The 24019-nt window shown below is 39.0% G+C and carries 21 protein-coding genes; 4 read left to right on the top strand and 17 right to left on the bottom strand.

The genetic code is table 11. From position 1 onward, the window contains the following. The 4 genes from B806_RS0103060 to B806_RS0103075 all read right to left on the bottom strand — a co-directional run. Positions 1 to 1779: Ig-like domain-containing protein (locus tag B806_RS0103060; protein WP_017402606.1), on the bottom strand; the 1779-nt coding region annotated here is incomplete at its 3' end. 457 nt (positions 1780 to 2236) lie between these two features. Beyond that, positions 2237 to 3739 (bottom strand): cation:proton antiporter, encoded by a 1503-nt coding sequence (locus B806_RS0103065; RefSeq protein WP_005064573.1) that lies wholly within the window; start codon positions 3737 to 3739, stop codon positions 2237 to 2239. A gap of 237 nt (positions 3740 to 3976) precedes the next feature. Beyond that, positions 3977 to 4876, bottom strand: a complete 900-nt coding sequence (locus B806_RS0103070; RefSeq protein WP_002116484.1) for a neutral zinc metallopeptidase — start codon at positions 4874 to 4876, stop codon at positions 3977 to 3979. Positions 4877 to 4904: 28 nt separating this feature from the next. Next, positions 4905 to 5834 (bottom strand): DUF808 domain-containing protein, encoded by a 930-nt coding sequence (locus B806_RS0103075; RefSeq protein WP_014207473.1) that lies wholly within the window; start codon positions 5832 to 5834, stop codon positions 4905 to 4907. 208 nt (positions 5835 to 6042) lie between these two features. Between B806_RS0103075 and trpS the strand changes: the two genes are divergently transcribed. Beyond that, positions 6043 to 7056 (top strand): tryptophan--tRNA ligase, encoded by a 1014-nt coding sequence (gene trpS, locus B806_RS0103080; protein WP_002116097.1) that lies wholly within the window; start codon positions 6043 to 6045, stop codon positions 7054 to 7056. Between the two features lie 410 nt (positions 7057 to 7466). Here trpS and sucD read toward each other — a convergent pair whose 3' ends face one another. The 10 genes from sucD to sdhC all read right to left on the bottom strand — a co-directional run bounded on the left by sucD (position 7467) and on the right by sdhC (position 19126). Then, positions 7467 to 8357, bottom strand: a complete 891-nt coding sequence (gene sucD / locus B806_RS0103085) for a succinate--CoA ligase subunit alpha (RefSeq protein WP_000114637.1) — start codon at positions 8355 to 8357, stop codon at positions 7467 to 7469. Between the two features lie 14 nt (positions 8358 to 8371). After that, complete coding sequence (gene sucC / locus B806_RS0103090; protein ID WP_002116307.1) at positions 8372 to 9538, bottom strand: ADP-forming succinate--CoA ligase subunit beta; 1167 nt, start codon at positions 9536 to 9538, stop codon at positions 8372 to 8374. Between the two features lie 147 nt (positions 9539 to 9685). Next, complete coding sequence (gene lpdA / locus B806_RS0103095; RefSeq protein ID WP_017386755.1) at positions 9686 to 11119, bottom strand: dihydrolipoyl dehydrogenase; 1434 nt, start codon at positions 11117 to 11119, stop codon at positions 9686 to 9688. 61 nt (positions 11120 to 11180) lie between these two features. Continuing rightward, entirely contained in the window at positions 11181 to 12377 is a 1197-nt protein-coding gene (gene odhB, locus B806_RS0103100) for a 2-oxoglutarate dehydrogenase complex dihydrolipoyllysine-residue succinyltransferase (RefSeq protein WP_005064561.1), read from the bottom strand. After that, the gene (locus tag B806_RS0103105) at positions 12377 to 15217 is read right to left on the bottom strand and encodes a 2-oxoglutarate dehydrogenase E1 component (protein WP_025466663.1); all 2841 of its coding nucleotides are present in this window, start codon (positions 15215 to 15217) and stop codon (positions 12377 to 12379) included. The genes odhB and B806_RS0103105 overlap by 1 nt, the downstream gene beginning before the upstream one ends. Before the next feature lie 157 nt (positions 15218 to 15374). Beyond that, positions 15375 to 15503, bottom strand: a complete 129-nt coding sequence (locus B806_RS0103110) for a hypothetical protein (protein WP_002116082.1) — start codon at positions 15501 to 15503, stop codon at positions 15375 to 15377. A 283-nt stretch (positions 15504 to 15786) separates the two neighbouring features. Continuing rightward, positions 15787 to 16497, bottom strand: a complete 711-nt coding sequence (locus B806_RS0103115) for a succinate dehydrogenase iron-sulfur subunit (RefSeq protein ID WP_002116292.1) — start codon at positions 16495 to 16497, stop codon at positions 15787 to 15789. Positions 16498 to 16511: 14 nt separating this feature from the next. After that, complete coding sequence (gene sdhA / locus B806_RS0103120; RefSeq protein ID WP_002116225.1) at positions 16512 to 18347, bottom strand: succinate dehydrogenase flavoprotein subunit; 1836 nt, start codon at positions 18345 to 18347, stop codon at positions 16512 to 16514. Between the two features lie 12 nt (positions 18348 to 18359). Next, entirely contained in the window at positions 18360 to 18725 is a 366-nt protein-coding gene (gene sdhD / locus B806_RS0103125; protein ID WP_000833672.1) for a succinate dehydrogenase, hydrophobic membrane anchor protein, read from the bottom strand. Next, positions 18725 to 19126, bottom strand: coding sequence for a succinate dehydrogenase, cytochrome b556 subunit (gene sdhC / locus B806_RS0103130; protein WP_075384165.1), 402 nt, complete (start codon positions 19124 to 19126; stop codon positions 18725 to 18727). The genes sdhD and sdhC overlap by 1 nt, the downstream gene beginning before the upstream one ends. Positions 19127 to 19600: 474 nt before the next feature. Here sdhC and B806_RS19140 point away from each other — a divergent pair, with 474 nt between their 5' ends. Both B806_RS19140 and gltA read left to right on the top strand, forming a co-directional pair. Further along, on the top strand, positions 19601 to 19726 hold the full coding sequence (locus tag B806_RS19140) for a hypothetical protein (RefSeq protein ID WP_079381127.1): 126 nt from the start codon (positions 19601 to 19603) through the stop codon (positions 19724 to 19726). Between the two features lie 343 nt (positions 19727 to 20069). Continuing rightward, positions 20070 to 21344 carry a citrate synthase gene (gene gltA, locus B806_RS0103140; protein ID WP_017386753.1) on the top strand — a complete coding sequence of 425 codons (1275 nt, stop codon included), beginning with the start codon at positions 20070 to 20072 and terminating at the stop codon, positions 21342 to 21344. Positions 21345 to 21418: 74 nt separating this feature from the next. Here the strand turns inward: gltA and B806_RS0103150 are convergent, their stop codons facing one another. Next, positions 21419 to 21904: a DUF1289 domain-containing protein gene (locus B806_RS0103150; protein ID WP_017386751.1), complete on the bottom strand. Its 486-nt coding sequence runs from the start codon at positions 21902 to 21904 to the stop codon at positions 21419 to 21421. Between the two features lie 111 nt (positions 21905 to 22015). On the opposite strand from B806_RS0103150, the gene B806_RS0103155 reads away from it, so the two are divergent. Beyond that, positions 22016 to 22948, top strand: a complete 933-nt coding sequence (locus B806_RS0103155; protein WP_002116523.1) for a rhodanese-related sulfurtransferase — start codon at positions 22016 to 22018, stop codon at positions 22946 to 22948. Between the two features lie 123 nt (positions 22949 to 23071). On the opposite strand, the gene B806_RS0103160 is transcribed toward B806_RS0103155, so the two are convergent. Together B806_RS0103160 and B806_RS0103165 are read right to left on the bottom strand one after the other, a co-directional pair. Beyond that, on the bottom strand, positions 23072 to 23596 hold the full coding sequence (locus B806_RS0103160) for a YecA family protein (RefSeq protein ID WP_002116105.1): 525 nt from the start codon (positions 23594 to 23596) through the stop codon (positions 23072 to 23074). Between the two features lie 74 nt (positions 23597 to 23670). Further along, complete coding sequence (locus B806_RS0103165; RefSeq protein WP_002116495.1) at positions 23671 to 23877, bottom strand: hypothetical protein; 207 nt, start codon at positions 23875 to 23877, stop codon at positions 23671 to 23673. Positions 23878 to 24019: the final 142 nt, after the last annotated feature.

Raw genomic sequence — 24019 nt, forward strand, 5'->3', positions numbered from 1 at the left:
GGTTAACTCAGGTGTACTGTCATTGGTCAATACATCGTTAAGCGCTACTGTCGGTGCAACTGCATCAACCACAGCTGTTGTTGGACCTGATGTATTGCCTGCTGGATCTGTAGCAATTGCCTCAACTTCGTCACCATCATTAAGGCCAGGGTTTGGTACTGACCAACTGCCATCCGGTCCTGCTACAACTGTTGCTGTACTACTGTCCGGATAAGTCACAGTCACTGTTGAACCAGGTTCTGCCGTACCTGTAATCGGGTCTGTCCCGTTAACCGGGTCAATTACTGGTGCTGCTGGAGCAGCTGTATCCAGTGTATAAGTTTGTGTATCGTTAACTGTGCTGCTATTACCTGCTGCATCAGTGAAGGTTACTTTAGCATCAATCGTTTTATCTGTATCAGCAACCAAACCGCTGCCAGGTACACTTACTGTCCATGTACCTGCTGCACTATCTACAGTTGCAGTATAAGTTACCCCATTAATAACAACTGTAACGGCTGTAGTAGCCGCATCTGAAGGAACGTTTTTCAATACACCTGTAATCGTGACATTGCCAGCCGCTTCTGATGCATTAACCACATTATCAGCTGTTACCGAATCAACAGCAAAGTTAACACCATCCGTATTTGGACCAACTGCATCAACAATAGCTGTTCCTGGTCCTGATGTATTGCCAGCAGGGTCTGTTGCTACAGCTGTAACTTCATCACCATTATTCAAACCAGGGTTTGGTACAGTCCAAGTACCATCCTGTCCTGCTACAACACTTGCCGTACTACCGTCCGGATAAGTCACAGTTACTGTTGAACCAGGTTCTGCTGTACCTGTGATCGGGTCTGTCCCGTTAACCGGGTCAATCACTGGTGCATTCGGTGCAGTCGTATCAATCGTATAAGTTTGTGTATCTTTAACAGTACTGCTATTACCTGCCGCATCTGTAAACGTTACAGTCGCATCAATGGTTTTATCTGCATCAGCTGTTAAACCACTACCAGGCACACTTACTGTCCATGTACCCGCTGTTTTGTCTACAGTTGCATTATAAGTTACCCCATTAATAACAACTGTAACGGCCGTATTGGCCGCATCTGCTGGAATGTTTTTCAAAACACCAGTAATCGTGACATTACCTGCTGCTTCTGATGCATTAATTACGTTATCTGAAGTAACAGGATCAACAGAGAAAGTGACTCCATCTGTATTTGGTGGAGTGGTATCAGCAGGTGTTGAGTCATCATCATTATCACTATTCGATGCTGCAGCGATAATCCCGCCCGCAACTAAAGGAATAGCTGCCCACAACCATGGGTTTACACCTGCATCGTGATAAAGTAATGGTTCAATTGAAGAAATAGGCTGGTAAATAACATCAGATACCAACTCTTGTGGTGCTTCTGCCGGTAAAGCAGCAGGTAAATCCTCAGCTACCAGAGCTTGTGGTTCAACATCACTGTCTGCATCAGCGTCCGCATCAGCATCGGCGTCCGCATCATTTTCAGCATCTTTGAATTTTGCCCAAATCAACTGTCCATTTTCATCTTGAAAAACAAGACTGTTATCTTTAGGCTCAGCTGTTCCACTAAAGAAGCCTTCAATAACAATAGTCTCGCCATTTTTCAGGCGAATGACTGCATTGGTACCCTCCCTATTCACTACCAATACATCACTGGCAGCCACTTTTACCAATACGACCGACGCTTCTGAAAGCTTTGCAGAAGTTCCCTGGATTGTTGACAAGGTATCGTGACTATCCTTGGCAATAATTTGTATTTCAGGCATATCTGTATTCCTTTTATATTATTGATTTAAATGATTTTATGTATAATTCTTTTTACTTAATCTTTCTAAGTTTTTGACCTACAACTTAAAAACATTAAGTAATGTGATCATTTTTACATTAAACACTTTAAAATAAAAAAAACAAATACTAAAGTACATAAAGAAAAAATTTTAATTAATAGAAATTATATATAAGTCTTAGTTAAGTTTTTCTTATGTTAATTTAATGAAAAATCACGTTAAACGTTTTATATATAAAACAAATTTATTATTTTTCTATTTACCATTTGTTGAAAAATCATTTAATTAAAATATTCATATAACAATTATTAATATCTTAATAAAATAAAATATATTATTAATGATATATATAGAAAAAAAAGGCTTTAGGTAATATTTTACTATTACACTAAAACCTCATTTTTAAATATCTTATAAATTTTAAAACTATTTATATTTAGAAATTATCTGGACTCTCAAATCTTTTTACTTCTTGTAACTTATTCGGGTCATGCATTGTCGCAATTCCATCCTCAGTTTTTTGGTCTACAAGAATATCTGGATTATAAACGGTGATTGTTTCTCTACCTAGCGCATCCTCCCCCACAATATACTGAAAACCTCTTCGGTTCATCTTATGGCACAACCTTTGATAGAAGCCTTTTAAGCCTTCAGTTTCTTCGTTGGGGTTGTAATAAAAAGCATTCATCACAGCTGGTAAGCCTAGGCCGCACACAATACCTGATAACAATACACTAATAAATGTATATCCAATCAGGATACTACTATAGGGACTTAAGGCAGGGATATTGGCTACAGCCAAAATCAATGCAAGTGAAATCCCTCCTCGTACCCCACCCCAAGATAAAATAGTTAAACTACCATTATAACTTTTCATTTTCCGCATATTCGGGAAAAACGCAAAAGCCATGAAGTTAGCTGCAAAACGAGAGATATGTAGGATAAAGAACGCAACAATACCGCCTAAAATCAGGCTAAAGTTTAGATCAAGAATAAATAACTCTAAGCCAATTAAAGTAAATAAGAATGAGTTAATAATTCCTTCTACAGTGTGCCAGAAATGGTTAACTTCTTGAATCTCACGCTCTTCTCGTATTTCTTTCCATTTGTTTCCAACAATTAAACCGCCAATTACACAAGCAATCGGTGCTGATGCATGCGCAAACAAAGCAACCAAATATGCTCCACTTGCAAGTAAAGCTGTTGTTAAAATCAGGGACTCCATTTCGTGTTTACCACGTAATAGACGCAACACCCCTACCCCAAATGCCCAACCAATCCCGACGGCGACAACAATTTCATAAAGTAGAGCTTCTAATGTCGCTACCAATGAAAAATGTTCACCCTGTAAAACATTAAGTAAAGTCATAAACAATGCAATACACATTGCATCATTAAATAATGATTCACCTTCTAGCTTAACAATTAAATGATGTGGTGCTCGAATCGAACTAAGTACACCTTTAATACCAATTGGGTCTGTTGCCCCTAAAGCTGCACCTAAAAGTAATAGCACCAGAATTGGCACATGATATCCAACCAGTAATTGGAATCCGTAAAGTAAACTGCCAAATAATACGGCGCAAAGTACTAAGGCAATTGTTGCCAAAATACTAATTTGCTTCCAATAACTTTTTAGATCTGAAATTTTAAATTTGAGTGCAGAAGAAGTTAGAATAAAACAAATAACACCATTAATTAAAAAATCATAAAAATCGATATGGCGTACTGCTTCTTCAATATTATGAATGTTAATGGTAATAAACTGGTTACCATTTAGTAGGCTGGCACCCCACTGTAGAATAAAGACAAAAATTGCTGAGACTAGAGGAACACCTATCGCCTGTGGAAAGCCTAAAATACGCTTATTAAAGATCGTGGTTGCAATTGATAGTGCAAAAACCACTGTAAAAGCTTGTAATAGAAAAAAATTACCCATGAATACCCTTCTTCTGGGTCAACGACCAAATAAACAACTTTGCTAAATCGACCTAACTCAATAAAAAGCTGACATAAACAATGCCATAATCATAAAAAACAGAAATTAGGACACAAGTTTACCGAATTGATTGAACAATCTATCAATCTGTTAAATTTCTTAACATTATTTATAGTTATGATCTAAAAAAAGATGAGCTTATTAAATTATGTTTAACAAGGCTCATCCTACAAAATTTTAAACTGGATTATTAAAAGTATCACATTGATTAATATCACCAGTTTTTAAACCAACCTGAAACCAATGCATTCGCTGTTCACTACTACCATGAGTAAAGCTGTCTGGAACGACCTGCCCCGTAGAGCGCTTCTGTAAATAATCATCTCCAATTTTTTGAGCAGCATCCATCGCTTCTTCAATGTCACCTTGCTCTAAAAATTGAGTTCGCTGTTGATTATGGCTCGCCCAAATACCCGCTAAACAGTCAGCTTGTAATTCTTGACGAACAGATAATTGGTTACCTTCTCTTTGGCTGACTTGTGCACGGGCTTGCTGTACTTGTGACGAAATACCCAGCAAGGTTTGAACATGGTGCCCTACTTCATGTGCAACCACATAAGCTTGTGCAAAATCCCCAGCTTGATCTTCCCTAGAAAGCTCAGTTTGGTTCTGCTCACCAGAAATTCCCATTTGCTGACGCATATCTTTAAAGAATTCTGTATCGATATAAACCTTTTGGTCTGCAGGACAATAAAATGGCCCCATTGCAGATTGAGCAGTACCACATCCTGACTGAACCATTCCACTAAACAATACTAATGTTGGTGGCGTATAGCTTTTACCTAACTGTTTAAATATGGGGGTCCAAGTATCTTCCGTATCAGCCAAAACCGTTCCAACAAAATCCGAGGCTTCTTTTTGCTCGGCCGTTAAACTTTCTGGCGCAGTTGCATTTGATTGTTGTGAAGCAGTAACTTGCTGCGTTGCTTGATAAGCCTGCTGTGGGTCAACACCAAAGAACTTCCACGCAACAAATGCAACAACCAAACCAATAATACTGATACCGCCTGCTCTAACACCGCCACCACCTCGACGGTCCTCAACATTGCTACTAATTCGTCGACCTTTCCAGCGCATAATTTCCCTCTTTTTTTTTAGAATGGCATCATGAACCCGATGCTTTTTTAGGCCACATTTTTTGTATTAAGCTCACAATTAATAGAACAATTGCACCTGCAACAAGTCCTATTCCAAAGTTAATCAATGTTGGTGTTAAAGCACCAATAATATTACCTACTGCTGGTATTGTTTCTACATGATCCACTGTGTCTTCAGTTAAGTGATGAAGTAATGGAATCGTATGATTAATAATCCCGCCACCCACTAAAAACATTGCAATAGTGCCCACGATTGAAAGTAATTTCATTAAAATAGGAGCAAAAGCTAATAGGCCTCGACCTATAGTTTGTTTAAATGAAGTCGACTGTTCTGTTAAATATAATCCCAAATCATCAATCTTAACAATCATACCAACTAGGCCATAAACGCCAATCGTCATCACAACTGCAATAACACTTAAAACGCTTACTTTGGTCATTAAAGTAGCTGTAGCAACTGTACCAAGCGTAATCACCACGATCTCAGCCGATAAAATAAAGTCAGTTCTTACTGCTCCTTTTATTTTTTCTTTTTCAAAAGTTGCTAAGTCTAATTCTTCATTTTCAAGCTCTGCTTTTGCTTCCTCTGATGTAGAAGCTTTTTTATGCATAATCGTATGAAGAACTTTCTCTACGCCCTCATAACATAAAAATAAGCCCCCGAGCATTAATAAAGGATTAATAAGCCAAGGTGCAATCACACTAATCAACAATGCTAAAGGAACTAAAATAAGCTTATTAACAAATGAGCCTTTAGCCACTTTCCAAACAATAGGTAGTTCGCGATCTGCGCGCACACCTGTTACTTGCTGAGCATTTAAGGCCAAATCATCACCTAAAACTCCGGCAGTTTTCTTGGCTGCCATTTTGCTCATTAAAGCAACATCATCTAAAATTGTTGCTATATCATCTAGTAATAAAAGTAAGCCACTCGCCATTTCTTATCCAAGTTTGTATTTATTAAGGCTATTGTAAGATGATTTTTTTGAATTTCTGTAATTTTACTAAATATATTCACAATATTATTTTAAGAAAAGTTTCCCCAATCGCTGACGAAAAAAATTTATTTCCCGTACAATAATGCCAATCTTTTATATTACAGGGCTTACTACCCCTGATTAAGCCAATACGATAGTGGAATAAATAATGAGTAATGTTGATCAGCGTCCAATTATTTTGACAGGCGACCGCCCAACCGGACAACTTCATCTTGGGCATTTTGTCGGTTCTTTGCGTTCTCGTGTAGGTTTACAGGATAGCCATCATCAACATCTCTTATTAGCAGATGCACAAGCATTAACAGATAATGCAGATAATCCAGATAAAGTTCGTCGTAATATTCTAGAAGTTGCTCTAGATTATTTAGCTGTAGGCATTGATCCAACAAAAACTACCATTTGTGTTCAGTCTTGCTTACCAGCACTCAATGAACTCACAATGCTTTATCTTAACTTTGTGACAGTTGCGCGTTTAGAACGTAACCCGACCATTAAATCTGAAATTCAAATGCGTGGTTTCGAACGTGACATTCCAGCTGGTTTCCTCTGCTACCCTGTTGCACAAGCGGCTGACATTACTGCTTTCAAAGCAACTGTGGTTCCAGTGGGTGAAGATCAGATTCCAATGATTGAACAAACGAATGAAATCGTACGTCGAGTAAATCGCCAAATCGGTCAAGATCTTTTGCCTGAATGTAAAGCTTTGCTTTCTAATATGGCACGTCTACCTGGTTTTGATGGTAAAGCGAAAATGTCTAAATCATTAGGCAATACCATCGTTTTAAATGCTTCTGATAAAGACATTAAAAAAGCTGTTAATGCGATGTACACCGATCCAAATCACCTTCGTATTGAAGATCCAGGTCAAGTTGAAGGCAATATCGTATTTACTTATTTAGATGCATTTGATCCAAATAAAGAAGAAGTTGAAGAATTAAAAGCTCACTATCGTCGCGGTGGTCTTGGTGACGGTACGGTTAAAAAACGTCTTGAAGGTGTCTTAAAAGAGTTAATTACACCTATTCGTGAACGTCGAGAAGAACTTGCTAAAGATCCTGACTATATTATGGATGTTTTACGTCAAGGTACAGATAAGTGCCGTCTTATTACTCAACAGACTTTAGACGAAGTTAAAGATGGTTTAGGTTTATTTAAATTTTAATCCTTTTTGAAAACTAAAAGCCCTTCGGGGCTTTTTTTATTTATTAGATTCAATAATATTCATTTTTTAGAATTACTAATGTATTGATAGCCATTCACAGGCCTTTACTCTATTAACGTGAAGTAACACTTATTAACGCTAATAGCGATGAAGAATATCTTAACTTTATCTATTATCCTCTATGTAGGTTACATCATATGAGCCTCACGACATTTCTCCTTAAACCGAAACTGTTTTTACAGATTCGTTGTTCTACGCAATGATCACCCCAATCATTGCGTATTTTTTTGCCTAAAAATTTTATTTATGAATTAGCTATACTTATAAAAACTCTTATTTTTCTTTAATAAATAAAAAAACACCGCATCATTTTTCAGATGCGGTGCTTTTTAAGATTCAGCGTAAAGCGATTAAGCTAAACCTTTCTCTTTTAAAACTTGCAACATAGTTGAACCAAGCTCAGCTGGGCTACGAGTGTAAGCCATACCTGCTTTTTCAAATGCAGCGAATTTCTCTTCAGCAGTACCTTGACCACCAGAAATGATCGCACCAGCGTGACCCATACGCTTACCTTTAGGAGCAGTTACACCAGCAATGTAACCTACTACAGGCTTAGTCACGTTAGATTTGATGAATTCAGCAGCTTCTTCTTCCGCTGTACCACCGATCTCACCGATCATGATGATTGCATCAGTATCTGGATCATCTTGGAACAATTGAAGCGCTTCGATTTGGTTCATACCTGGGATTGGGTCACCACCGATACCGATACAAGTAGACTGACCTAAACCAAGCTTAGTTGTTTGAGCAACAGCTTCATAAGTCAATGTACCTGAACGCGAGATGATACCAATACGACCTGGTTGGTGAATATGACCAGGCATAATACCAATCTTACATTCACCCGGAGTGATCACGCCTGGACAGTTAGGACCAACTAAACGAGTACCGTTACCGTTAGTTTCTAAGTAGCGTTTTGCTTTAAGCATGTCGATTGTTGGAACACCTTCAGTGATCACAACGATTAGGCCAACACCTGAATCAACCGCTTCAACGATTGAGTCTAAAACGAATGGAGCTGGTACATAGATTACAGATGCATCTGCATTTGTTTCACGTACAGCTTCTTTCATTGTGTTGAATACTGGTAAGTCAAGGTGAGTAGTACCACCTTTACCTGGAGTAACACCACCAACAACTTTTGTACCGTAGTCTAAAGCTTGTGCAGAGTGGAAAGTACCGTTTTTACCAGTAAAACCTTGTACCAATACTTTAGTGTCTTTATTAATTAATACGCTCATGATTGATACTCCCCTTACGCTTTAACTGCAGCTACAACTTTTTCTGCGGCATCAGACAAGCCGTTTGCAGAAATTAATTTCAAACCAGATTCATCAAGTAATTTAGCACCTAACTCAGCGTTGTTACCTTCTAAACGAACAACAACTGGAACAGTTACGTTTACTTCTTGAACCGCTGCAATAATCGCTTCAGCAATCATGTCACAACGTACGATACCACCGAAGATGTTGATTAAAACACCTTGTACAGATGTATCAGCAAGGATGATTTTGAACGCTTCGATTACGCGCTCTTTAGTTGCGCCGCCACCAACGTCAAGGAAGTTTGCAGGCTGACCACCATAAAGTTTAATGATGTCCATAGTTGCCATTGCAAGACCAGCACCGTTAACCATACAACCGATGTTACCTTCTAAAGCAACATAGTTAAGATCAAATTCAGATGCTTTTAATTCACGCTCATTCTCTTGAGATTTGTCACGTAAAGCAGCAACTTTAGGTAAACGGTAAAGCGCGTTAGAGTCGATACCTACTTTCGCATCAACACATAAAATTTCGCCATTTTCACGAACTGAAAGTGGGTTAATTTCAAATAATGCAAAGTCATTTTCAACAAATGCTTGGTAAGCAGCTGTCATGATTTTTACAAATTGATTAATTTGCTTGTCTTTCAAACCTAAAGCAAACGCAACTTCACGTGCTTGGAATGGTTGTAAGCCAACTAATGGATCAACTTCAACTTTGATAATTTTTTCTGGAGTTTCTTCAGCAACTTTCTCGATTTCTACACCACCTTCTGTAGAAGCCATGAAAGTAATACGACGGCTAGAACGATCTACAACCGCGCCCAAGTAAAGCTCACGCTCAACTGGGTATACGTCTTCAGCAACAATAATGCTGTTTACTGGTTGACCATTTGCATCTGTTTGATACGTTACAAGACGAGTACCAATGATATTGTTTGCAAATTCGATAACGTCTTCTTTAGATTTTGCAACTTTAACGCCACCAGCCTTACCACGACCACCAGCATGAACTTGCGCTTTCATTACCGCGAATTTACCACCAAGCTGTTCAAATGCAGCAACTGCTTCGTCTGCATTGGTAGCCAAGATACCTTCTTGTACTGGCATACCATATTCTTTCAATAACGCTTTAGCTTGATACTCATGTAAGTTCATTTAGTTACCTACTTAACTTTGTTTGTTGTCTTCAATTTGCGCAACATTCTCATGTTACTTATGCAAATTGCTGTCTACGTCTTTCACCTTGATGCTTTTTTAATCACACCATCGAATGTGAAAAAGAGCGGAGAACCGCTCTTTATTTTATTTACGCTTACGTTGAATCGCGTGAATTGCACGACCATCTACAGCAAGTGCAGCTTCATGAACAACTTCAGAGAATGTTGGATGACCAAATGTCATTAACTGAAGATCTTCAACAGAAGATACAAATTCAAGAGCGATCATACCTTGGTGTACGATATCAGATGCTGCAGGTCCAATAACATGCATACCTAATAAACGGTCAGTTTTTGCATCAGCAACAAACTTAACAAAACCAGCACCTTCACCCGCCGCTAAAGCACGACCATTTACAGCAAAACCGAATTGACCAGTTTTAACTTCATGACCTTTTTCTTTAGCTTGTTCTTCAGTTAAACCAACCCATGCCGCTTCCGGATGTGTATAGATAACAGAAATGATTGTGTCATAGTTCACTTGAGCTGCATGACCGTGAATACGTTCAACAGCCATTACACCTTCTTCCATTGCTTTATGAGCAAGCATTGGACCACGAACCAAGTCACCAATCGCATATACACCTTCTACAGAAGTTGCACAGTGATCATTTACTTCAACTAAACCACGTTCAGTTAATTTAATGCCTGAATCTTCAGCCAATAAACCTTCTGCATAAGCTTTACGGCCTACACAAACGATTAATTTGTCAAAAGTCTGAGTTTTTTCTTCGCCGCCTTGAGTGTATTTAACAGTCACTTCACGACCATTAATTTCAGTACCAGAAACTTTAGCACCGATACGAATATCAAGACCTTGCTTAGTTAAAAGTTTTTGGTAGTCTTTTGCCAAAGCTTTATCAGCCATTGGTAAGAATGCATCCATTGCTTCAAAAACAACAACTTCAGCACCAAGACGACGCCAAACAGAACCAAGCTCTAAACCGATTACACCTGCACCAATTACACCTAAACGCTTAGGTACTTCTGGGAAGTTCAATGCACCAGTTGAATCAACAATAATATCTTGATCTACAGGAGCTACTGGAATATTTACAGGCACAGAACCAGACGCAAGAATAACGTATTTAGGTTCTAAAACTTGAGTTTCGCCTTCATGAGAAACGAACTCAACTTTTTTACCAGCAAGTAATTTACCAGTACCTTTTAACCATTCAATGCCATTGCCTTTAAGCAATTGATCGATACCACCAGTTAATTGGTCAACAATTTTGTCTTTACGAGCAAGAAGCTTAGCAAGATCAAAATTCACTTCACCTGTAGTGATACCGTGATCAGCTAAGTGATGTACTGTATCTTCGTAACGGTGAGAAGAGTCAAGTAATGCTTTAGAAGGAATACAACCTACGTTTAAGCATGTACCACCTAAAGATGGCTTACCGTTGTGAATACGTTTTTCGATACAAGCGACTTTAAAACCTAGTTGAGCAGCGCGAATCGCAGCTTCATAACCACCAGGACCACCGCCAATAACAACAAGATCAAATTGTTGAGACATTGTTTATCTCCATGGTCCGAGATAGAGGATCACTCTACCTCGGTAATATTATTCGAAGAAATTAAAGATCAAGGATGAGTTTAGCTGGCTCTTCTAACAATTCTTTGATTGCTACCAAGAAACCTACAGCTTCTTTACCATCGATCATACGGTGGTCATAAGAAAGTGCTAAATACATCATTGGCAAGATTTCAACTTGACCATTTACAGCCATAGGACGCTCTTGGATTTTATGCATACCCAAGATACCAGTTTGTGGCTGATTCAAAATTGGAGTTGAAAGTAATGAACCGAAAGTACCACCGTTAGTGATTGTAAAAGTACCACCAGTCATTTCTTCGATAGATAATTTACCATCACGTGCTTTAGCAGCATATGCACCAATACCAGATTCAACTTCTGCATAGCTCATACGATCAGTATCACGTAATACTGGTACAACAAGACCACGATCAGAAGATACTGCAACACCGATGTCGTAGTAACCGTGATAAACGATATCGTCGCCATCAATTGAAGCGTTTACAGCTGGGTAGCGTTTAAGCGCTTCAGTTGCTGCTTTAACGAAGAATGACATGAAGCCTAAACGAGCGCCATGACGTTTTTCAAAAGCATCTTTATATTGCTTACGCAATTCCATGATTGGCTTCATGTTAACTTCGTTGAATGTAGTTAACATTGCTGTTTCTTGAGTTGCAGCAAGAAGACGCTCAGCTACACGCTTACGTAAACGAGTCATTGGAACGCGTTTTTCGATACGTTCACCAACAGCCACACTTAACGGAGTAACGTTAGCAGCTGGTTTAGCTTGATGGTTTGCAACATCTTCTTTAGTGATACGACCACCACGACCAGTACCTTGTACGTCAGCAGCAGCAATACCAGATTCAGTTAATGCTTTACGAACTGCAGGAGCTTGATCAGATACAGTTTCTGTACGCTCAACAACAGGCGCTGCACCAGCTTGAGTTTGAGCAACTGCTTGCTCTACTGCTGCAGGAGCAGCCGCTGCTGCACCAGCACCAGCTTCAAATTGAGCAATAACTTCGTCAGAAAGAACTGTATCGCCTTCATCTTTAATGATTGCAACTAAGCTACCATCAGCAGGAGCAACAACTTCTAAAACAACTTTGTCGGTTTCAATATCACAGATTACTTCATCACGTGATACAGGTTCACCCACCTTTTTATGCCAAGTTGCGATGGTGCCATCTGCAACAGACTCTGGGAATACCGGTGCTTTAATTTCGGTTGCCATTATTGAGAATCTCCTGATTGTTCAGCTTCGATTGCCAATGCATCATTAATTAGCTGAGCTTGTTGTTTTGCATGCAAGTACGGTGAGCCACAAGCTGGTGCAGCAGAAGCTTCACGACCTGCAAAACTGATACGGATTTGTTTGCCAGATTTTAAGATATCGTCATATAAACGCGGTGCAATAAATAACCATGCGCCTTGGTTCTTCGGCTCTTCTTGTGCCCAAACGAGTTCTTTCACATTTGGATAAGCAGCCAAGATTTCCGCAAGACGTTGCTCTGGGTATGGATACAACTGTTCAATACGTACGATTGCAACATTAGTTAAGTTTTGTTCACGACGTTTTTCAAGTAAGTCGTAATAAACTTTACCGCCACAAAGTACAAGACGAGTTACATCTGGCTTGTTAATTTGATCGATTTCATCAATTACAGTTTGGAATGAACCATTTGCAAGCTCTTCTAAAGTAGAAGTCGCAAGTTTATGACGAAGTAAAGATTTCGGTGACATTACAATCAATGGCTTACGAATTGGGCGTACAGCTTGACGACGTAATGCATGGAAAATCTGTGCAGGTGTCGTTGGAGTGATCACTTGCATGTTGTCTTCAGCACATAACTGTAAGAAACGTTCTAAACGAGCTGATGAGTGTTCTGGGCCTTGACCTTCGAAACCGTGTGGTAACAACATTGTTAAACCACAAACACGTTCCCACTTAGTCTCACCAGAAGCAATAAACTGGTCAATCACAACTTGAGCACAGTTTACGAAGTCACCAAATTGTGCTTCCCAAATAATCAAGCTCTTAGGAATTGTAGTTGCGTAACCATATTCGAATGCAAGAACTGCTTCTTCAGATAAAAGAGAGTCATAAATCGCAAAACGTGGTTGGTTTTCTTTCACATGACAAAGTGGAATGTAAGTTGAACCATCAGCTTGGTTATGCAATTTCGCATGACGGTGTGAGAAGGTACCACGACCCACATCTTCACCAGTAATACGAACTAGATAATCTTCATCTAATAAAGTTGCATAAGCTAAAGTTTCTGCTGCACCCCAGTTTAATGGAGTTTCACCAGTTTGCATTTTTACGCGGTCTTCAATTACTTTTTGAACCTGACGCTGCATTACAAACCCTTCAGGAAGTTTGCTCATGCCCTCGCCTAATTCTTTTAAGCGATTTAAGTCAAATGAAGTATCCCAATCGTCTGTGTAGTCATGGCCTAAATATGGAGTCCAATCAACAAACATTTTGGTATTTGGTTCAAGAATCAATGCATTTGCTACATGATTACCCGCTTCTAGATCAGAACGGTAATCTTCAACCATTTGGTCTGCTTCAGCACGATCAAGTACTTTCTCTTGAACAAGTTGATCAGCATAAAGTGTACGAGTAGTCGCTTTCTTCGCAATTACTTGATACATCAATGGCTGTGTACCAGATGGCTCATCTGCTTCGTTATGGCCACGACGACGATAACAGAACAAATCGATAACAACATCTTTACGGAATTCGTGACGGAAATCATGTGCTAATTGAGTAGCAAAGATAACAGCTTCAGGATCATCCCCATTTACATGGAAAATTGGCGCCTGAATCATTTTAGCAACGTCTGTACAGTATTCTGTAGAACGTGCGTCACGAGGATCAGAAGTTGTGAAACCTACTTGGTTGTTCACAATAATATGAACTGTACCACCAACCGTATAGCCACGAGTTTGTGACATCTGGAAGGTTTCCATGTTCACGCCCTGACCTGCAAATGCCGCATCACCATGAACAATAACTGGTAAAACGTCATCACCGCCAATGTCTCTACGACGTACTTGACGTGCACGTACAGAACCTTCAACTACAGGACCAACAATTTCCAAGTGAGATGGGTTAAATGCTAATGCCAAGTGAACTTCGCCACCTGGAGTCATTACGTTACTTGAGAAACCTTGGTGGTATTTAACGTCGCCAGAACCTTTTTTATGAATTGATTTACCTTCGAACTCACCAAATAAGTCCGCAGGGTTTTTACCCATAATATTCACAAGAAGGTTTAAACGGCCACGGTGTGGCATACCAATAACAACTTCTTTACAACCTACAGCACCAGCACGCTGAATAATCTCGTTTACCATAGGAATAAAAGATTCGCCGCCCTCAACACCAAAGCGTTTAGCACCGACGTATTTATTACCAAGATATTTTTCAAGACCTTCAGCAGCAGTTAAACGCTCTAAGAAGCCTTTCTTTTGATCATTTGTGTAATTGAATTTACCACGGGCACTTTCAAGACGTTGTTGAATCCAACGTTTTTCTTTTGTGTCCACGATATGCATGTATTCAACACCAATCGAACCACAATAGATTGATTCCATTGCTTCAATCATTTCAGCAAGCGTTGCTTCGCTTTTGCCGATTTCAAGATTGCCGGTATTGAATACAGTGTCTAAATCTGATTTGGTTAAACCGTGAGCTGAAAGATCTAAATCTGGAATCTCTTCACGCTTAGCAAGACCTAATGGATCTAATTTAGCTTTTTGATGTCCGCGATTACGATAAGCAGCAATAAGTTGTAAAACGCCAATTTGACGACGCTCATGCTCAGTACTTACAGTACTTTGTACAACAGGTTGAACACGATTAGCATTACGTCCTAGTAATAGGAATTGCTCACGCACAGCGCTGTGTGGTTGGTCACCCTTTGGATATTTATCGAAATATTGGCGCCAGTCCTCAGCTACAGAGGTTGGGGAAGTCAGGTACTGCTCGTAAAGTTCTTCAATATACGCTGCACTATCAGCGGAAAGTTCAGTGTCAAGACGCAATGCGTCAGCAACTTCTTGCATTTGTGGACCCATTTCCTATTGCAAAAAATATTACAGGCTGCCTTTTAAGCACACCCATGATGCATAATGCCAAATTGGTAAAAAAGGCATTACTTACCCAACAGGTCTCTAAGACCATGGGGCGTCATACTACCTAGAGAGAAAACTCCATAGGTAATTAATGAATCACAACGCCCTCAATGGCATCATCACTCACCTTATACTCGATTAAAACCGAGCAATTTTTTGCAAATCTTTTTAGAAAAATTAACTTTAAAATTAACTTTTCTAAAATGACTTTAACCATAAAAATTAAGCACAGATCTAAGATCGTGCTACTTAAATTAATTTCACTAGTATACGCTTTTTTCACCTATAACTTTGTGGCAAATCGTATCATGTTCTTAAACAACGATTGATTTTTTTGACACATACCACCTATAAATTGGCGAAATACATAAGCGATTTTATCTTTTAATATATGGTGCAATATATAAAATCCTCGCTCTTTTCGACCAAAGTCTAAAGTTTACATTATAAAATTAAAAAAAAACGCACATCAAGGATGCGCGTTTTCTATTTGTGCAGAATTAACCCGCTTGATCTAATAGCATGTTACGGATGTGACCGATTGCTTTAGTAGGGTTTAGACCTTTAGGACATACTGACACACAGTTCATAATACCTTTACAACGGAACAAACTGAATGGATCGTCAAGACGAGCCAAACGGTCTGCAGTAGCAGTATCACGAGAGTCGATAATAAAACGGTATGCATTCAACAATGCTGAAGGACCCAAGAATTTATCAGGGTTCCACCAGAATGATGGGCATGAAGTTGAACAACATGCACAAAGAATACATTCATACAAACCATTTAAGTGTTCACGCTCTTCAGGAGACTGTAAACGCTCTTTAGGTGGAGCTGGTTGGTTATTGATCAAGAATGGCTGAATTTTGTCATATTGATCATAGAATTGGTTCATATCAACAACCAAATCTTTAACAACCGGCAAACCTGGTAATGGACGAATTACAATTTTCTCAGGCAGGTCGTTTAAATTCCATAAACAAGCCAAACCATTTTTACCATTAATGTTTACACCATCCGAACCACAAATACCTTCACGGCATGAACGACGGAACGTTAATGATTCATCTTGAACCTTCAAAGCAAGTAATGCATCAAGCAACATACGGTGCTTATCAGTCAATTCAAGCTTGAAAGTTTGCATGTACGGCGCTTTATCCTTATCAGGATCATAGCGGTAGATTTCGAATGTACGAGTACCTCTACTCATCTTTATACTCCCGATTAGAATGTACGTGGTGCTGGTGGAATTGCATCAACAGTCAACGGTTTGAAGCGCACAGGCTTATATTCCAAACGATTGTCTGATGAATACCATAAAGTATGCTTCATCCACTCATCATCACGGCGACCGTATGAATAAGTTGGGTGATCAGCTGGCAATTCATAATCAACTACAGTATGCGCACCACGACACTCTTTACGCGCAGCAGCTGAAATTAATGTAGCTTTTGCAACTTCATATAAGTTTTCAACTTCAAGCGCTTCAACACGTGCAGTGTTAAATACTTTAGATTTATCTTTCAAGTGAATGTTACGCACACGTGGTTCAAGAGCAAGAATCTCTTTAACACCTTTATCAAGCAAAGCTTGAGTACGGAATACACCAGCATGGTCTTGAACGATATCACGAATCGCATCAGCAACTTCTTGTGCATTTTCACCAGAAGTTGATTCATCCAATTTACGTACGCGATCTAAAGTTTGCTCTAATACGTTTGTTGGAAGTGGTGCATATTCATCACCATGATGCTTAGTTACGTAGTCAATAATGTGCTCACCAGCAGCTTTACCAAATACAACCAAGTCAAGAAGTGAGTTAGTACCTAAACGGTTTGCACCATGTACTGATACACAAGAACATTCACCAATTGCATAGAAACCTTTTACAGGTTTAGTGTAATTGTCTGTACCTGCTTCAGGTAAGCACACTTGACCATGCATATTTGTAGGAATACCACCCATTTGATAATGGATTGTTGGTACTACAGGAATTGGTTCTTTAGTAATGTCAACGTTCGCGAATTTTTTACCAATCTCAAATACAGATGGTAAACGCTTCATGATTGTGTCAGCGCCCAAGTGAGTCATATCTAGTAAGATATAATCACCTTTTGGACCACAACCACGACCTTCTTTAATTTCTTGGTCCATAGAACGTGATACGAAGTCACGTGGAGCCAAGTCTTTTAAAGTTGGTGCATAACGTTCCATGAACGGTTCGCCGTCTTTGTTACGAAGGATTGCACCTTCACCACGACAACCTTCAGTTAACAATACGCCTGCGCCCGCAACACCCGTAGGGTGGAATTGCCAGAATTCCATATCTTGTAATGGAATACCAGCACGAGCAGCCATACCAAGACCGTCACCAGTGTTGATATAAGCATTTGTTGATGCACGGTAAACACGACCAGCACCACCGGTCGCAAACAATGTCGCTTTTGCTTGGAATACTGCGATATTACCAGTTTCTTGGTCAATCGCTGTTACACCAAGAACATCACCTGCTTCGTTACGGATCAAATCAAGCGCGATCCATTCAACGAAGAACTGAGTACCCATTTTCACGTTGCTTTGATAAAGCGTGTGTAATAATGCGTGACCAGTACGGTCAGCAGCAGCACAAGCACGTGGAACTGGTTTATCACCATAGTTCGCAGAGTGGCCACCGAACGGACGCTGGTAAATTGTACCATCAGCGTTACGGTCAAACGGCATACCCATGTGTTCAAGTTCATACACAACTTTTGGTGCTTCACGACACATAAATTCAATTGCGTCTTGGTCACCTAACCAGTCAGAACCTTTTACCGTATCGTAAAAGTGGAAATGCCAGTTATCTTCTTGCATGTTACCTAACGACGCACCGATACCGCCCTGAGCAGCAACTGTATGTGAACGTGTTGGGAAAACTTTAGTAAGTACTGCAACTTTCAAACCTGCTTGAGCAAGTTGGTAAGATGCACGCATACCAGAACCACCACCACCAACGATAACTGCATCGAAAGTGAGGTTTTGAATATTTGAATAATCTTCTTTAGGGGTTATCGCGCCCATGATATCTTCCTATCAATTCGCCCAGAAAATCTGGATACCCCAGATTGCGTACACAAACACTGCAATAATGACAGCCGTCGTCAGTACAAGGCGTAAACCTTTCGCTGAAGGACCCATTTGACGAGTAGTGACATAGTCAGTGAAAACTTGCCACATACCAATCCATGCGTGTGCGATAAGCGATAAAATTGCCAATAAAGAAAAAATCTTCATTGGTAATGTCATCATGAAGCCAGCCCACTGTTGATAGTCAAATCCACCTTTGCAGAGAATCCAACCAAAAAGAACAACAGTATAAGCTGCTAATACAACCGCACTTACACGCTGGATAAACCAATCACGAGAACCTGAACCAGTTAAACCTGTAGCACTTTTCATTAGAACATAATCCATACAAAGGCTGCGATAATGGCTACCACAGATAAGATCAATGAAATTGTCGCTGCAATACGACCACTTTGCAGTTCTTCAGCAAAACCTAAATCTGCAAGTAAGTGCTTAACTCCAGCAATAAAGTGGAATATCAAGCCGGCTGCAAATACCCAAACAACAAAACGTACAAGGATATTTCCAAAAACGACATTTTTAACGTAGTCAAATCCTTCTGGTGAAGATAATGATTTATCTAGAATCCATAAGAGAACTGGTACTAATAAGAAAACGATGACACCTGATAAACGGTGTAAAATTGATGCAATAGCCACGGGTGAGCGTAAATTTACCGCTAACACCTGACCCATGGACAAATTGACAGGTCTGTTGCTTTTCACAGCGGGCATCCTGTAGGTAGAAACTCCGACCGGAGTTTGTTGAATTAATTCCAAGGAAAGCTGGCATTGTTAGGCAAGCACAGCTCATGCCTAACCTATAAACGACACTGAATTATAAAACGCGAAGTATCAAAATACAAACAATCCACTTTGCCATTTCAGCAAAAAACCATTAAATAAGAATCATTCAAAACAATATTACATTATTAGGTCAATAAAAAAACTATACCTATACACATCATGTCCTTGTTTAAAATAACTTTTTATTTAATTTCATTTTTTCTGAAATTTCTTTTAAATAAACCGATTTTAGACTAAAGATAAAGTTATAAATTCCTCATATCAATAGAAAAATGATCACAATACCCTCCTATTTTCAATGTGAGCCACATTTTAAATAAGTGAACAGACTTATATTTCAGATAGATATTAAGCGATCTACACTCATTTTTCGAAAGTGAATTTCATTAAAAAACAGTTCTTATGATTTTAAACTCGTCTGATAAGCTATTTTTTATACAATTAAACTTAAAAAAAGAACAATATTCTTTGTTACAACTAAATAAAAATACAATTTTTTTTGAGTATAAATTTGAAATTACATCATGAGTTTTATGATTTTTTTAAGTGGATTGGCATTTTCTACCGCCCTGTTATTCTGAATTGCAATTTATAAATTTGCTTACAATTGTACTCATCCTTCATTTTTTTTCTGCACGTTCTTGTTGAATTGACTTATTATACCATCCCGATGCAGTGATTTTACTGACTTTTTTGCTCGGGTCTTGATGACTAACTCTCTGTGGGAACGTCATTTTTTATCCATAAGTATAATTGACAAAATTTCAGTACTCACTAATCTTATAGCAAATTTTGACACCGTCTGATTCGCACATGAGAACATTAGGATTTCGAGTCAGATCAACATTCACCAGGACAGGAGATCTATTGAATGTCTGAAGCAAATGGCAAAAAAGCCGTATTACATCTTGATGGCAAAGAAATTGGATTACCAATCTACAGTGGCACTTTAGGTCCAGATGTAATTGATGTCAGCAGCATACTGAAAGAAGGTCATTTTACTTTCGATCCTGGTTTTATGGCGACAGCCGCATGCGAATCTAAAATTACTTTCATTGATGGTGACAAAGGTATTTTATTACACCGCGGCTACCCAATTGATCAGTTAGCAACTCAAGCAGACTACCTTGAAACTTGTTATTTATTATTAAATGGCGAGCTCCCAAATGCTGAACAAAAAGTTGAGTTTGATACAAAAGTACGTGCTCACACTATGGTTCACGATCAAGTTAGCCGTTTCTTCAATGGTTTCCGTCGCGATGCTCATCCAATGGCAATCATGGTTGGTGTGGTAGGTGCATTATCTGCGTTCTATCACAACAACCTAGATATTGAAGACATCAATCACCGTGAAATCACTGCAATTCGCTTAATTGCAAAAATTCCAACGCTTGCTGCTTGGAGTTACAAATACACAGTAGGTCAACCATTCATCTATCCACGTAACGATTTAAGTTATGCGGAAAACTTCTTACACATGATGTTTGCTACTCCTGCTGACCGTGATTACAAAGTTAATCCTGTTCTTGCTCGCGCAATGGATCGTATTTTCACGCTTCATGCTGACCACGAACAAAATGCTTCTACATCTACAGTACGTCTTGCTGGCTCTACTGGTGCAAACCCGTATGCATGTATCTCTGCTGGTATCTCTGCACTTTGGGGACCTGCTCACGGTGGTGCAAACGAAGCAGTTCTTAAGATGCTTGATGAAATCGGTAGCGTTGAAAACGTTGCAGAGTTCATGGAAAAAGTTAAACGCAAAGAAGTTAAGCTTATGGGCTTCGGTCACCGCGTTTACAAAAACTTCGACCCACGCGCTAAAGTAATGAAGCAAACTTGTGACGAAGTTCTTGAAGCTTTAGGTATCAACGATCCTCAATTAGCACTTGCTATGGAACTTGAGCGTATCGCATTGAACGACCCGTACTTCGTTGAACGTAAACTTTACCCTAACGTAGACTTCTACTCAGGTATCATCCTTAAAGCGATTGGTATCCCAACAGAAATGTTTACTGTAATCTTCGCTCTTGCTCGTACAGTTGGTTGGATCAGCCACTGGTTAGAAATGCACAGCGGTCCTTACAAAATCGGTCGTCCTCGTCAGCTTTATACTGGTGAAACTCAACGCGACATCAAACGTTAATATTCGAAAGAAAATTAATGAAAAAAAGCTGCCAAAAGGCAGCTTTTTTATTTACGTCTTTTTCTACTCTAGACTTATTCTTCTTCATACATAGTTAACAAGTGATGGCTAATTCCATCTGCTCGCAACCAAGCCAACTCATAGCTTGCTTTAGCCAACGCTAAAACACGTCTTTCAAACTCAACCCATATTGTTTTGACTTGAGACTCCGAAATACCCAAACCACTCTCGTGTGCTAAATGTTTATTTTTTTCACATATTTTTAAGGCGTGATAAAGCTTACGGCCTTGGCTCGCCCCTTCCATTAATCGAATACGCTTACTTAAAATAAATCCCTCAACATGCTGTAAGTCTGCATGAGGCAGCATCGGTACTAAGATTTGATTCAATTGATCATCTAAACGCTTCCATACAGCCAAACGCTGCTCTGCCGTATAAGTGTTCCATTGAATCACCTCGTGATTAAAACGGCGACAACCACGACAAACCTGATCACCAAAAACTGTTGAACAACGCCCTGCACATGGGGTGAGAGAGAGCGTTCGATGATCATTACTCAAAACAAACTCCTTAAATAAACCATATACTTTTTATGGTTTTCTCGCTTATTACTAATTTTCGCGCTAAAATATGCGCCTTAAATTTCTATCTTAATACATTTGGAGTTTTCCATGAACGCTACTGTAGAACAGCTTGCACCTGTAGAACAGCAAGCGACCGCAGGTTGGGTTGTTGCAGCACTATATCAATTTAAAGAAGTTCAAGATCCTGCCGATCTTCAACAACGTTTATTAGACTTAGTGAAAACAATTAACCTCTGTGGAACTCTGATTGTAGCAGGTGAAGGAATTAATGGTACTGTAGCTGGTGATCGCTTAGCAATTGATACACTACATCAGTTTTTGCTCAATGAAGGCTTTGGCGCTATGGAATACAAAGAATCCCATAGTTCTGACAAACCTTTCCGCAAAATGAAAATTAAACTTAAAGAAGAAATTGTGACTTTAGGTGTTGAGGTTAAACCTCGTGACTTAGTCGGTCACTACCTTGATCCTAAAGAGTGGAATGATTTAATCGCACGTGATGATGTAATTTTAATCGACACACGTAATGATTACGAATATAAAGCGGGTACATTTAAGGGCGCAATTGACCCTAAAACTGAAACATTCCGTGAGTTTCCAGAATACGTCAAGAAAGAATTAGAGCAACATAAAGACAAAAAAATTGCGATGTTCTGTACTGGTGGTATTCGCTGTGAAAAATCAACTTCTTTACTTCTTCAAGAAGGATTTAAAGAGGTTTACCATCTTAAAGGCGGTATCCTTAAGTACCTAGAAGAAACCCCTGCTGATGAAAGCTTATGGGAAGGTGAATGTTTCGTATTTGACGGACGCACTGCTGTAACTCATGGTGTAGAGGAAGGCGTGAATATTAAATGTCATGCTTGCGGCTGGCCTTTAACTCCTGAAGAGTCTGCTCTACCAAGTTACGAACACGGTGTTTCTTGCGTTTATTGCATCGACAAAACCACTGAAAAGCAAAAAGCTGGTTTCCGTATGCGCCAGTCACAAATTGCTGCTGCAAAGCGTAAACGCCTATAAAACTATAATATAGTTTTTAAAGGGCATTTAGATTTCTAACTGCCCTTTTTTATTTATACCACTAATTTTTTTACAATAAAAAACGCCCTAGAAAGGACGTTATTTATTATTTCTTCTAATAAATTAATTTGGCGTATGATACATCAAGTATAATTCATTCAAATTATCTGGGATTTCTTCTGCCAGCTCATCCATTAACTGTCCATTACGACGGAAAGATTCCATCTGTGGATCTTCTTCATCAATTCCACTAAATACCATCATTGGTAAAGTTAAATCAATTAATTGTTCTTCATATTCAGGTGCAAACCATGCATCTTCATTTAAGAACATCGCATCAACAAATCCAACACTCCAGTCGCCTAAGCTAGACTCAACATCAGCTTCTTCAATTTCAAACGGAAATTCAATTCCATTTTCATTTGCTAAGTCTTGTCGAATTGACTCTAACCACGCTTTGATCTGCTGAATAATTTCGGCAGGAACTTTTTTATGGTTATTATCAAATAATTCATCTAACCAACGATCAAACTGAGGGCCTACTGCAATTGCACACAGAAAACCATGAGTTGCAGCGAAATCCAGACCATACTCATTGTGGTCTCCATCTAGATATTCACTTAATTGGTCTAAATCTAACGCACTCATTGTGTTACCTGACTATAAAAAAGAAATCTACGATAGCATAGCATCTAAGCTGACGATGCCCTATTCAGATTTGATTAGTCTTCATCATCAAGATCATCATCGTCTAAATCGTAATCAAAATCTTTTAACTCACGCTCTAAACGGCGTTGAGCCAATAGATCATCAATTAATCTACGTTTTTCTAATGATTCTTTTGCAGTGATTTTGCCTGATGACTCATCAAAACCGACATCATCATCATCACCGTAGTTATCATCTAATTCAAAATCTGTAGAAGACACTAAAACTACCTCTAATGAAAAAATGTGAATGGGTCTAGCCGCTATTTATCTTGGTTATTAAATCGTGTCAAGTTTTATTTATATTTTTTTCATTAAACTGCATATTTGTACTTTTTTTCGCCCAAAAAATTGTGTATTTATA

Source organism: Acinetobacter sp. TG2027 (genome assembly GCF_000302435.1).
GTDB classification, from domain to species: Bacteria; Pseudomonadota; Gammaproteobacteria; order Pseudomonadales; family Moraxellaceae; genus Acinetobacter; species Acinetobacter pittii.

Excerpts from the sequence above, each read along its gene's own strand:
- B806_RS0103065 (WP_005064573.1), bottom strand. The coding sequence starts at position 3,739 with ATGGGTAATTTTTTTCTATTACAAGCTTTTACAGTGGTTTTTGCACTA.
- B806_RS0103070 (WP_002116484.1), bottom strand. The coding sequence starts at position 4,876 with ATGCGCTGGAAAGGTCGACGAATTAGTAGCAATGTTGAGGACCGTCGA.
- B806_RS0103075 (WP_014207473.1), bottom strand. The coding sequence starts at position 5,834 with ATGGCGAGTGGCTTACTTTTATTACTAGATGATATAGCAACAATTTTA.
- trpS (WP_002116097.1), top strand. The coding sequence starts at position 6,043 with ATGAGTAATGTTGATCAGCGTCCAATTATTTTGACAGGCGACCGCCCA.
- sucD (WP_000114637.1), bottom strand. The coding sequence starts at position 8,357 with ATGAGCGTATTAATTAATAAAGACACTAAAGTATTGGTACAAGGTTTT.
- sucC (WP_002116307.1), bottom strand. The coding sequence starts at position 9,538 with ATGAACTTACATGAGTATCAAGCTAAAGCGTTATTGAAAGAATATGGT.
- lpdA (WP_017386755.1), bottom strand. The coding sequence starts at position 11,119 with ATGTCTCAACAATTTGATCTTGTTGTTATTGGCGGTGGTCCTGGTGGT.
- odhB (WP_005064561.1), bottom strand. The coding sequence starts at position 12,377 with ATGGCAACCGAAATTAAAGCACCGGTATTCCCAGAGTCTGTTGCAGAT.
- B806_RS0103105 (WP_025466663.1), bottom strand. The coding sequence starts at position 15,217 with ATGCAAGAAGTTGCTGACGCATTGCGTCTTGACACTGAACTTTCCGCT.
- B806_RS0103110 (WP_002116082.1), bottom strand. The coding sequence starts at position 15,503 with ATGGTTAAAGTCATTTTAGAAAAGTTAATTTTAAAGTTAATTTTTCTA.
- B806_RS0103115 (WP_002116292.1), bottom strand. The coding sequence starts at position 16,497 with ATGAGTAGAGGTACTCGTACATTCGAAATCTACCGCTATGATCCTGAT.
- sdhA (WP_002116225.1), bottom strand. The coding sequence starts at position 18,347 with ATGGGCGCGATAACCCCTAAAGAAGATTATTCAAATATTCAAAACCTC.
- sdhD (WP_000833672.1), bottom strand. The coding sequence starts at position 18,725 with ATGAAAAGTGCTACAGGTTTAACTGGTTCAGGTTCTCGTGATTGGTTT.
- sdhC (WP_075384165.1), bottom strand. The coding sequence starts at position 19,126 with ATGCCCGCTGTGAAAAGCAACAGACCTGTCAATTTGTCCATGGGTCAG.
- B806_RS19140 (WP_079381127.1), top strand. The coding sequence starts at position 19,601 with ATGATTTTAAACTCGTCTGATAAGCTATTTTTTATACAATTAAACTTA.
- gltA (WP_017386753.1), top strand. The coding sequence starts at position 20,070 with ATGTCTGAAGCAAATGGCAAAAAAGCCGTATTACATCTTGATGGCAAA.
- B806_RS0103155 (WP_002116523.1), top strand. The coding sequence starts at position 22,016 with ATGAACGCTACTGTAGAACAGCTTGCACCTGTAGAACAGCAAGCGACC.
- B806_RS0103160 (WP_002116105.1), bottom strand. The coding sequence starts at position 23,596 with ATGAGTGCGTTAGATTTAGACCAATTAAGTGAATATCTAGATGGAGAC.